Source organism: Endozoicomonas sp. ALC020, from assembly GCF_049275935.1.
GTDB lineage: Bacteria > Pseudomonadota > Gammaproteobacteria > Pseudomonadales > Endozoicomonadaceae > Endozoicomonas_A.
Window position 1 is genome coordinate 6,801,682 of sequence record NZ_CP184830.1, and the last position, 12,824, is coordinate 6,814,505.

The following is a 12,824-nucleotide window of genomic DNA, read 5'->3' on the forward strand; positions in this document are numbered from 1 at the left end:
CTCAAGATCACCATGAGCAATTTTAAAAGTTGCTTGCTCACTCTTTACGGCAATCACTTTTCACGGTAATAAAAGTACTCAGCGCTGAGGTAGTGGAATGACAAATGCTCACCCCAAGGTATTAAGTCTTGCAGTGGCCATTGCAATCAGCTCTTCCATTATTGGCACACGGGCACTGGCCGATCGTAAGCTGCAGACAAAATCTGTCAAGATTCTGGCCAATGAACAAGCCGAGTATATCCATAGTGAAGTCATGGTTCGACCAACTCCCGGGCCTGACGGGCAGCCAATACCGAAATGCTTTACAACCACCTACCCTTATCAGGTTCAAAACAAGGTGGACCTTGCTCTTCCCACTGTAAGTTTTACAGAAGTTCTTAGTATGATTGATGGTAGCGTTGCCACTGTTGATCTGTTCGAAACAGACGAAAACAACATTGCTCAGAAATACACCAAAGTTCTTAAGATGGGTGATGAGGGCATCTTCAGATTTACCCATAGCCTTGATGAAAAGGAATTATTCATTGAAGTCAGAGCCGGAATGACCGATCAGGATTCAGTTAAGGCTGTTCAAGCACAATATCCCGGGCTATCTGGCATGGGGCCGTTAACGAAAATCGTCACCCCTCATCAACTGGCTGACTTGCTGATAGTGGCTAATGACATGGCAGGAAACCTCGGCACCAGTGACCACTACGTCGCCCTTGCCACCATTGAAGTAGAAAAAGTTGAAGTGAACGGGCGCACCTTCATGCGTCTTATCGCATCAGGCGACCAGCCCCCTGAACTGCATAGTCTGGGTCAATCACTGTTTGTCAATGACGAGGCTCTTCTGGCAGCGGCCACCTCTGCCTATTTCCAGGTTCATGTTTTCGGAAAGGATATACAACAGCAGGCTCTTAATGAACTGATGGCACACAGCAAGCCCGTCGGCTATGTTGTACTCGTCGGGGATGGCGCACAGGTTTCTCCTGTACCTGCGGGTTATCCAAAGCTGGAAGTCGCAGAAGCTCCGGGGGAGGTTATTGTTTTTCGTGGTCAGAAGCTGAATCCCCATGATACCGCCTTTGTAGAAAAGCTCCACAGCCTCTGGCAAGAAGCCGAGGGCAATAACCTGGCTCCTGCATTGGCAACAAAGATTAATGTATTTAAGGTCACAAGCTTCCAGCACGTTATTCGAAGCAGGCAGATGGCAGTGTTAGAGGAGTTTGCTGCACGGCACGGTGCTGAAGTGACCGAAAGTCAACCGCCGACGCTGACAAACGAAGATAAACTGTCGGCATCTGCGCTTGCATTCTACGAATATTTCCAGCAGGCATTGCACAGTGACAGTAAAGATCGGGCAATCACGGAAATAGAATTTGAGTTCACACTTGAAAAGATCAGAGCCGCCTCGTCCGTCATCACACCAACCTGGCTGCAGATTCAACTGACAAAACACTTCAGCTTCAAACCCGTACTGAGAGACCTTCTGAGTAATCAGAATGTTGTTCAGGATATTATGGGTCTTGTACCCGTTGTCGACGAATCACCGCCCGATGTTTCTTACGACAACGACCGCTTTGCTTTCAAAGTTCTGAGCAACATGGCCAGGCAGCTGATTGAGAGGGAAAGCCTACTGACTGACCAGCTGAAAAGGGAACGCAAACTCACCCGGATTAACAACCACTTAAGGATCATGTTGGGCAAAGCCACTGCCATTGAAAAGCAAAAGCTCATAGTACTTCAGCTTAAATATCAGTCTGAGCATGATATTCGAGAGCATCATGACGCAACGGACAAAGAGCGAAGCCTGTTATGGGAACTCAGGCAGAAAGTCGACGAAATCCCGGAGCTGGAAAAACAAATTCGAACTGCCAGAGCGGAAGCCACAAAAGCCCGCAACACCCGGCTGGCAAAAGAGCTTGGCATTAAAAATTGGGATGATAGCCAGCTGCCAGAAAAACAAACCAGACTCATCAGTATAAAAATTCATGAAATCAACCAGGCATTGTTGGCAAGAGGACCGGCAACAGGAAGGCCTGAGGGAGACTCTATAGAAACAACACCGTTGGCTCTTCAGCACCAGAACACCAGAACAGAGGCTGAAATCAAAGCCAGCTATGCAACCCTTGCCGCACATTTAAACCTTCAGAATTTTGATAGCAATGCAGATATTGATGTTCAACTCGATCACCTGCTTCGGAGAATTGAGGTACTGAACGCTCAATTACAAGGTGAACATATACTGAACCTTCAACAAAAAAGCCTGTTTGACAGATTTCAGTCACTGAATACCCAGGGCAATACCCGCAACGAAGATCAACAACATTTGCTTCAGAAAATCCGGGCACTGAATGCTCAATGCTGTGCGGAAGAACCTGACGTCAAAGTTGAGCAAGATGGTCTGGCACTGATTTTACGTATCAGGCTGGATGACGGCGCGATGGAAGAACACCCGGCCCTGAAAACAGCCATGTATAAGAGGTTCCGCAGTCTTGAATATTTGGATGAAGAACTGAAAGACATCAGAACACCAGGCCACCCCAAAGTCATGCCTGTAATACTTGAGAAACTGTCAGACGTGGAAAAAGCCCTTGATATGGATGACCTCATTAGTCAGGAAGATGTGTATTACCGTCGTCACGCCATTTCTGAGGCAATTCAGGCACGTCTGGCAAAGGTCAGGCAGCGAGAGGAGGAAGTGGCTCAGAAATTGCTGAAAGCAGTAGAAGAAATGCTCAACATCGAAGTCAATAATGAAGATGACAAAACAGCAAGGCTTGCCAGGGTTCGAACAAAACTTGACAGCGTTGATGTCTCAGAAGCCATGGTGGAAGAGATAGAGCATTCACTCCGCAAAGAAGACATCACATTCCGGAGCAGAACAGGGAACACAAAACTTCAGGATCTTCAAAGGAGCCTTGACTTTTATGTCGAAGAGATGAAGAGCGTGGCCAGAATACGACTGATAAGTACACTCAAAAGGGTAGAGGGCAAGCTGCACATCTTCGACTTTGTACGCGAAGAGGCTGATGAAAGAGGCACGGCTTTCGTTACTAAACTGGCCAATGATTTGGGGGTATTACTTAGAAGGAAAGCCTACCTGCCTGAAAACAAGGATGTTCTTGAAAACAAAATTTTGGCATTAATGACGGAAGTAGACCAAGCCTGTGACAATGCGGATGTCAGAAGAAATGAGGATGCCAGAAGAAGCAGAAACAATGAAATCGCTCATCAACTCAGCATTGATTCCTATAAAGATGACGCCGCTATAGACGACCAGAACATTTTAATTAAAGAAAGACTCCAGGAGCTTTATGAAGAAGTTCTCAAGGCAGGTGTTATCACCGATGATGAGCATATCACAGCCATTAATGCTGAGCTTGACAGGCAAATGGCTCGCCTGGGACCTAAACCCCGATATGTTCTTGATCGCGAGTTAACCAGCGCCAGACAAACAATACAAAGAGCTGAAAGTGAACTGGCAGCCGCTCAACGCAGGCTGAATACTATACGTGGCAAACACATATTGTTTGCGGGGCGTCCCGCTGAGCTACAAGATCTCTCGAATGAAGAGAACATGGCCCTCAATCAGGCAATGAAACAAATTCAGATAGTGTTGGATCTGGCTGCTGTTGACGAACAAACCCCTGAGGAGCGACTGAGGGACTTCAGGCACTTCCTGCGGGGATACAATACAGAGAGACGGGGTGAAATCCTTAATGAACTGAAGGCCAAAACAGGTCTGAGCATCCAGATAAAGGGTGACTTCGATTCCGTGGCAGGCGCTGTAGACTTTTTCAGCCTGGCAGCCTTTCCAGATTCTGATGGTCAGGACGAAGACAATGAAGTATCGGGTGAAGTGTTTATAAACAGGAAAAAGTACTGTCAAATCGTGGAATTCCTGAATGAGCACTACAGAAAAAACATTAAACTGGGGGAAGCACGGCTTGAACAGAGGAATGCAAAAGAGAATCTGGATCGTAAAGTAAAGGAGATGATCGATTCTGGCGACATCGATCAGAAAGCTAAAACCCTGCATATGGACGAAATGGAGAGGCTGGGCTTAATATCGAAGCAGGCAAATGATGCCGTATCAAAAGCAGTAAAGGCTCTGTTGGATCATCATAAAGCGAGTCTTGACGCCACTGAAGAAACTGCGGGCCTCAAACCGGACTCTTCTGACACCCGTGAACACCGGATTAATGCTCTGAGAAACAAAAAGCTGCAACTGGGTGGGCGTGATGGTAAAGGTGGCAAGCATCATCAACTGGTTCAGGAATGGATTCACCTGCAAGATGAGATTGGAGCCAGGAAAGCAGACATTGAGAGAATGAAGGAAGTCCTGAGGGCTGCAGAGGAAGCCGTGGAAAATGATGGCGGTCCCTTCCAGTTCTCACCGAAACAGGTCAAGGTTCTGGCCGATATGAACACCTTCACAGAGCAGCACCCTCTCTGGCAACAGGCCCTGGACGTCGCACTGGGCCTGGCAGAATCAGCAGTCAAAAACGGTAAAACAATACCCAGCCTTGCGACGTTCGATTTTAACGATGAATTTGCACCCATTCGCTTGCAGGCACTGGTCGGAGACGATCTGACGTTTAATCAGGCCAGTCGGATTGTAGAAGTCTTCAAAAGCCTGAAGACGAGCTTCCCGCCCTTCCCTTTTGAGCCTGTTGAAGATCAGCCTCAGAATGTCATTGAACAAGTTCAGGCTCTGGCAGACAGGGCCAGGAATGAGATGAAAACCGGGGCTCAGGAATACGACGATGAAATACGCGACATGGGCAAAAGAGCTATTCACTTCGTCGAACATGAATCTGGGGATCTGAAAGGTTTCTCGGAATATTTGGCAACCTATTCTACCAGTGGCAACAAGATCATAGCTCTGCTGCGTGAGGGACTGATCAGCAAGATTGAACTTGAGAACTACATAAAGGCCGTCAGAGGAATTGATGGTTATCAGACAGTGGACGAATTTGAACATTTCCTTGGCTACAAACACGGCATCAATCTGCCTCACTTCAAAGCCGTTATCCAGATGCTTTCCGACAAGGGTGTTGATGAATTCGTGCAAAGTACCTTTACTCCTGTGACTTTGACTGCGACTGGCCCAGCAGCTATGAAAGAGTCGGTTGCCGACATGAAAGAGTACGCCGTTGCGGTCATCGCCAACTATGTTCTTGACGATATTGCCTTTGACAATGGCCGCAGGACAGCAGCGTTTCTGGCCAATGTTCAGGAGACCCTGACACCTTATGCCAATGCTGCCGGACTCTCTGAATCAGAACTGATCAAGGCTATCCATGGCACATTGAAACAGGCTCATGCCGCAGCAGTTGAGCAGCAGCTCAATGAGTACTGGGTCAAACCTTCAACCTCTCTGGTACAGGCTGTCACCTGGTACTTCTCCAGCTACAAACCGCTACTGGCAACCCGTACCGCCTGGCAGGCTGCCGCGCTGTCCCTGGCAAATATGTCGTTCCTCTATCTTCTGGATCTGACCAACCGGGGGGATTACCTGCATCGGGTGCTGACACCTTTCCAGCACTGGCTGGAAGGCTATGGTGTTGATCTTGGCCGAACCGGGCAATATGCCTACCACAGCGACCTTGAACAAGTCACTGAAGTGGGCGGGCTGGCCATGCCATTGGGTAAAGCCGCTTCCTCCGTCATTCTGCTGAGAACCGGCTCTATGCTGTTTGCCCGACAGTACAACGCCAACCCGCAGAGGTATCGCAGCATTTCTCGTCTGGTGCCCGAACTAGTGAAATCCATAGGTTCCGGACAAGGGGTTCAAGTACCCCTGCTGCACAGGGCGACACCACAAAAAGTAAAAACCCTGGCCTCGGCCACCGCCGGTCTGGTGCTGGGCCCGGTAGCCACGGTCGGAGCATACGCTCACGGTCTTATATCAGGGTTTACCTATGCCCAAACCTTCGGGTTCGCGCTGGCGTCGGGTCTCACTTTCGATTTCTTTATGAACGACAACAAGATGCTCACTCAATGGCTGGGTGGACCTCTGGGTCGCAGTCTTGACAAGATTAATCGCTGGCTGGGCGTGGGTGAAAGGCAAGATAACTATGTAAAACGTACGACAGTTTCTACACCTCAACGCTTCAATGAAAACGATGAAGCCTACGCAAACCGTATTAAAGCAAACAGCACCCTGTATGGCTGGACTCGACATGAAAATTACCTGCAGTTCCGTGAACGCCGTGATCGCACCATGAAACTGTTTGAGAATGGCTGGGAGAAATACTTCAGGGAGAATGTGCCTAAATGGTCGTTCTCCCATGCAGAAAGTATTCCTTACTTCTACACTCTTGGAGTCTTTTACGAATGGCAAAAGGGCGATGATCAGAAAGACGGTCATGATAAGAGAAATTACCATCAATCAAGCTTTCCATCTGAAACCTCAAGATCACCATGAGCGATTTTAAAAGTTGCTTCCTCGCCCGGTACGGCAATCACTTTCCAGGGTAATAAAAGTACCCAGCTCTGAGGTAGTGGAATGACAAATGCTCATCCCAAGGTACTAACTCTTACAGTGGCCATTGCAATCAGCTCTTCCATTGTTAGCACACAGGCGCTGGCCGATCGCAGGCTGCAGACAAAATCTGTCAAGATTCTGGTGGATGAACATACCGAATATACACAGAGTGACGTCATGGTTCGACCAACTCCGGGTCTTGACCAGCAGCCAATACCGAAATGCTTTACAACCACCTACCCTTATCAGGTTCGAGACAGAGTGGACCAGCACCTTCCCACTATAAGTTTTACAGAAGTTCTTCATAATATTGATGGTGGCGTTGCCACTGTTGATCTGTTTGAAACAGACGCAAATAACCTTGCTCAGAAATACACCAAAGTCCTGAAAGTGGGTGATGAGAGAGTCTTCAGATTTACCCATAACCTTCAAGAAAAGGAACTGTTCATTGAAGTCAGAGCCGGAATGACCGATCAGGATTCAGTTAAGGCTGTTCAAGCACAACATCCCGGGCTATTTGGCATGGAGCCGTTAACGAAAATCGCCACCCCTCATCAACTGGCTGACTTGCTGATAGCGGCGAATGACATGGCAGGAAACCTCGGCACCAGTGACCACTACGTCGCCCTTGCCACCATTGAAGTAGAAAAAGTTGCAGTAAACGGACGCACCTTCATGCGTCTTATCGCATCAGGCGACCAGCCCCCTGAACTGCATAGCCTGGGTCAATCACTGTTTGTCAATGACGAGGCTCTTCTGGCAGCGGCCACCTCTGCCTATTTCCAGGTTCATGTTTTCGGAAAGGATATACAACAGCAGGCTCTTAATGACCTGTTGGCACACAGCAAGCCCGTCGGCTACGTTGTACACGTCGGGGATGGCGCACAGGTTTCTCCTGTACCTGCGGGTTATCCAAAGCTCGAAGTCGCAGAAGCTTCGGGAGAGGTTATTGTTTTTCGTGGTCAGAAGCTCAATCCCCGTGATAGCGCTTTTGTAGAAAAGCTCCACAACCTCTGGCAAGAAGCTGAGGGCAATAACCTGGCCCCTGCATTGGTAGCAAAGATTAATAGATTTAAGGTCAACAGCTATCAGCACATTATTCGAAGCAGGCAAATGGCCGTGTTAGAGGAGCTTGCCGCACGGCACGCTGCTGAAGTGAGCGAAAGTCAACCGCCGACGCTGACAAACGAAGATAAACGGTCGGCATCTGCGCTTGCATTCTACGAATATCTCCAGCAGGCATTGGCCAGTGCCAGCCAAGATCGGGCAACTACGACAGTAGATTTTGAATTCACACTGGAAAACATCAGAGCCGCCTCGTCTGCCATCACGCCAACCTGGCTGCAGATTCAACTGACAAAACATTTCAGCTTCAAACCCGAACTGAGAGACCTTCTGAGTAATCAGAATGTTGTTGAGGGTATTATGGGTCTTGTACCCGTTGTCGACGAATCACAGCTCGATCTTTCTTACGACAACGACCGCTTTACTTTCAAAGTCCTGAGCGATATGGCCAGGCAGCTGATTGAGAGGGAAAAGAAACTGACAGTCCAGCTGAAAAGAGAATGGAAACTCACCCAGGTAAACAACCACTTAAAGATCATGTTGGGGAAAGCCAGTACCACTGAAAAGCAAAAGCTCATAGTACTTCAGCTTAAGCATCAGGCTGAGCATGATCTTCGAGAGCTTCGTGGCGCAACGGAAAGAGGGCAAAGCCTGTTACGGGAATATCGGCAGAAAGTCGAACGAATCCCGGAGCTGGAAAAACAACTTCGAAATGCCAGAGCGGAAGCCACAAAAGCCCGCAATGCCCGACTGGCAGAAGAGCTTGGCATTGAAAACTGGGATGATAGCCAGCCGCCGGAAAAACAAACCAGGCTCATCAGTATAAAAATTCATGAAATCAACCAGGCAGTGTTGGCAAGAGAACCGGCAAGAGGACCGGCAACAGGACAGCCTGAGGGAGACTCTATAGAAACAACACCGTTGGCTCTTCAGCACCAGAACACCAGAACAGAGGCTGAAATCAAAGCCAGCTATGCAACCCTTGCCGCACATTTAAACCTTCAGAATTTTGATAGCAATGCAGATATTGATGTTCAACTCGATCACCTGCTTCGGAGAATTGAGGTACTGAACGCTCAATTACAAGGTGAACATATACTGAACCTTCAACAAAAAAGCCTGTTTGACAGATTTCAGTCACTGAATACCCGGGGCAATACTCGCAACGAAGATCAGGAACATTTGCTTCAGGAAATCCGGGCACTGAATGCTCAATGCTGTACGGAAGAACCTGACGTCAAAACCGGGCAGGATGGTCTGGCACTGATTTTAGGTATCAGGCTGGATGACAGCACGTTGGAAGAACACCCTGCCCTGAAAACAGCAATGTATAAGAGGTTCCGCAGTCTTGAATATTTAGAAGAAGAACTGAAAGACATCAGAACACCAGGCCACCCCAAAGCCATGCCTGCAGTACTGGAGAAACTGTCTGACGTGGAAAAAGACCTTGATATGGATGACCTCATTAGTCAGGAAGATGTGTATTACCGTCGTAACGCTATTTCTGAGGCAATTCAGACACATCTGGCAAAGGTCAGGCAGCGAGAGGAGGAAGTGGCTCTGAAATTTCTGAAAGCAGCAGAAGAAATACTCAAAATCGAAGTCAATAATGAAGATCACAAAACAGCAAGGCTTGACAGAGTTCGAACAAAACTTGACGGCGGTGATGTGTCAGAAGCCATGGTGGATGAGATAGAGCATTCACTCCGGGAAGAAGACATCACATTCTGGAGCAAAAGCGGGAACACAAAACTCCAGGATCTTCAAAGGAGTCTTGACTTTTATGTCGAAAATATGAACAGCGTGGCCAGAATACAATTGTCAAGTACACTCGAACTTATAGAGGACAGACTGCACATCTATGAGTTCGTACGCGATGAGGCTAATGAAAGAGGCAGGGCTTTCGTTGCTAAACTGGCCAATGATCTGGGGGTAGAACTTAGACGGAAAGCTCACCTGCCTGAAAACAGGGATGTTCTTAAAAACAAAATTTTGGCATTAACGACAGAAGTAGACCAAGCCTGTGACAATGAGGATGTCAGAAGAAGCAGAAACAATAAAATCGCTCATCAACTCTGCATTGATTCCTATAAAGATGACGCCGCTATAGACGACCAGAACATTTTAATTAAAGAAAAACTCCAGGAGCTTTATGAAGAAGTTTCCAAAGCAGATGTTACCACCGTTGACGAGCATATCACTGCCATTAATGCTGAGCTTGACTGGCAAATGGCTCGGCTGGGACCTAAACCCCGATATGTTCTTGATCGCGAGCTGGCCAGCGCCAGACAAACCCTACAAAAAGCTGAAAGTGAACTGGCAGCCGCTCATCGCAGGCTAATTGCTGTTCGTGGCAAACACATATTGTTTGCGGGGCATCCCGCTGAGCTACAAGATCTCTCGAATGAAGAGAACATGGCCCTCAATCAGGCAATGAAACAAGTTCAGATAGAGTTGGATCTGACTGCTGTTGACGAACAAACCCCTGAGGAGCGACTAAGGGACTTCAGGCATTTCCTGCGGGGATACAATACAGAAGTGAGACGGGATGAAATCCTTAATGAACTGAAGGCCAAAACAGGTCTGAGCATCCAGGTAAAGGGTGACTTCGACTCAGTGGAAGACGCTGTTGACTTTTTCAGCCTTGCAGCCTTTCCAGATTCTGATGGTCAGGATGAAGACAATGAAGCATTGGGTGAAGTGTTTGTGAACAGGAAAAAGTACTGTCAAATCGCGGAATTCCTGAATGAGCACTACAGAAAAGGCATTAAATTGGGGGAAGCACGGCGTCAACAGAGGAATGCAAAAGAGAATCTGGATCGTAAAGAAAAGGAGATGATCGATTCTGGCAACATCGATCAGAAAGCTAAAACCCTGCATATGAACGAAATGGACAGGCTGAGCTTAATATTGAAGCGAGCAAATGCTGCAGTATCAAAAGCAGAAAAGGCTCTGTTGGATCATCATAAAGCGACTCTTGACGCCACTGAAGAAACTGCGGGCCTCAAACCGGACTCTTCTGACACCCGTGAACACCGGATTAATGCTCTGAGAAACAAAAAGCTGCAACTGGGCGGGCGTGATGGTAAAGGCGGCCAGCAGCATCAACTGGTTCAGGAATGGATTCACCTGAAAGATGAGATTGCAGCCAGGAAAGCAGACATTGAGAGAATGAAGGAAGTCCTGAGAGCCGCAGAGGAAGCGGTCGAAAATGACGGCGGCCCCTTCCAGTTCACGCCGAGACAGGTAAAAGTTCTGGCCGATATGAACACCTTCACAGAGCAGCACCCTCTCAGGCAACAGGCTCTGGATGCTGCCCTGGGCCTGGCAGAATCAGCAGTCAAAAGCGGTAAAACAGTACCCTGCCTTGCGACGTTCGATTTTAACGATGAATTTGCAGCAATTCGCTTGCAGGCTCTGATCGGAGACGATCTGACGTTTAATCAGGCCTGTCGGATTGTAGAAGTCTTCAAAAGCCTGAAGACGAGCTTCCCGCCCTTCCCTTTTGAGCCTGTTGAAGATCAACCTCAGAATGTCATTGAACAAGTTCAGGCTCTGGCAGACAGGGCCAGGAATGAGATGAAAACCGGGGCTCAACAATACGACGATGAAATACGCGGCATGGGCAAAAGAGCCATTCACTTCGTCGAACATGAACCAGGGGATCTGAAAGGCTTCTCGAAATACTTCGCAACCCATTCTGCCAGTGGCAACAAGATCATAGCTCTGCTGCGTGAAGGACTGATCAGCAAGATTGAACTTGGGAATTACATAAACGCCGTCAGAGGAATTGATGGTTATCAGACAGTGGACGAATTTGAGCATTTCCTTGGCGACAAACACGGCGTCAATCTGCCTCACTTCAAAGCCGTTATCCAGCTGCTGTCCGACAAGGGTGTTGATGAATTCGTGCAAAGTGCCTTTATTCCTGTGACTTTGACTGCAACTGGCCCGGCAGCTATGAAAGAGTCGGTTGTCGGCATGAAAGAGTATGCAGCAGCGGTCATCGCCAACTATGTTCTTGACGATATTGCCTTTGACAATGGCCGCAGGACAGCAGCGTTTCTGGTCAATGTTCAGGATACCCTGACACCTTATGCCAATGCTGCCGGGCTCTCTGAATCAGAACTGATCAAGGCTATCCATGGCACCTTGATGCAGGCTCATGCCGCAGCTGTTGAGCAGCAGCTGAATGAGTACTGGGTCAAACCTTCAGCCTCTCTGGTACAGGCTGTCACCTGGTACTACTCCAGCTACAAACCGCTACTGGCAACCCATACCGTCCGGCAGGCTAAGGCGCTGTCCCTCGCAAATATGTCGTTCCTCTATCTTCTGGATCTGACCAACCGGGGGGATTACCTGCACCGGGTGCTCATACCTTTTCAGCACTGGCTGGAAGGCTATGGTGTTGATCCGGACCGAACCGGGCAATATGCCTACCATAGCGGAATTGAAAGAGTTTCTGAAGTGGGCGGGCTGGCCATGCCATTGGGCAAGGCCGCTTCTTCAGTCATTCTGCTGAGAACCGGCGCCATGCTCTTTGCCAGACAACACAACGCCAACCCGCAGATGTATCGCAGCATTTCCCGTCTGGTGCCAGAAATAGTGAAATCCATGGGTTCCGGACAAGGGGTTCAGGTACCGCTGCTACACAGAGTGACACCACAAAAAGTAAAAACTCTGGCCTCGGCCACAGCAGGTCTGGTGCTGGGTCCGGTAACCACGGTCGGAGCATACGCCCACGGTCTTATATCAGGATTCACTTATGCCCAAACCTTCGGATTCGCGCTGGCGTCGAGTCTCGCTTTCGACTTTTTTATGAACGACAACAAGATACTCACTCAATGGCTGGGTGGCCCTCTGGGTCGCAGTCTTGACAAGATGAATCGCTGGTTGGGCGTGGGTGAAACGCAAGATAACTATGTAAAACGTACGACAGTTGCTACACCTCAACGCTTCAATGAAAACGATGAAGCCTACGCAAACCGTGTTAAAGCAAACAGCACCCTGTATGGCTGGACGCGGCACGAAAATTACCTGCAGTTTCGCGAACGCCGGGATCGCACCATGAAACTGTTTGAGAATAGCTGGGAGAAATACTTCAGGGAAAATGTGCCTAAATGGTCGTTCTCCCATGCAGAAAGTATTCCTTACTTCTACACTTTTGGAGCCTTTAACAAATGGCCAAAGGACAATGATCAGAAAGTTCACGGTAATGATCGGAGCAATGCCCCTCAATCGGGGTCTCTGTCTGCAACCACGACTCGCTGACAGCTATGAGCCA

At 48.5% G+C, this 12,824-nt stretch carries 2 protein-coding genes; both read left to right on the forward strand.

Going from position 1 to position 12,824, the window contains the following annotated elements:
• The first annotated feature begins 97 nt into the window (after nt 1-97).
• Nucleotides 98-6,415, forward strand: a complete 6,318-nt coding sequence (locus ACOJUO_RS25155; RefSeq protein ID WP_422138542.1) for a hypothetical protein — start codon at nt 98-100, stop codon at nt 6,413-6,415.
• 81 nt (nt 6,416-6,496) lie between these two features.
• The gene (locus ACOJUO_RS25160; RefSeq protein ID WP_422138543.1) at nt 6,497-12,811 is read left to right on the forward strand and encodes a hypothetical protein; all 6,315 of its coding nucleotides are present in this window, start codon (nt 6,497-6,499) and stop codon (nt 12,809-12,811) included.
• Nucleotides 12,812-12,824 lie beyond the last annotated feature (13 nt).

Coding starts and splice junctions, on each gene's coding strand:
- ACOJUO_RS25155 (WP_422138542.1), top strand. CDS start 98: ATGACAAATGCTCACCCCAAGGTATTAAGTCTTGCAGTGGCCATTGCA.
- ACOJUO_RS25160 (WP_422138543.1), top strand. CDS start 6,497: ATGACAAATGCTCATCCCAAGGTACTAACTCTTACAGTGGCCATTGCA.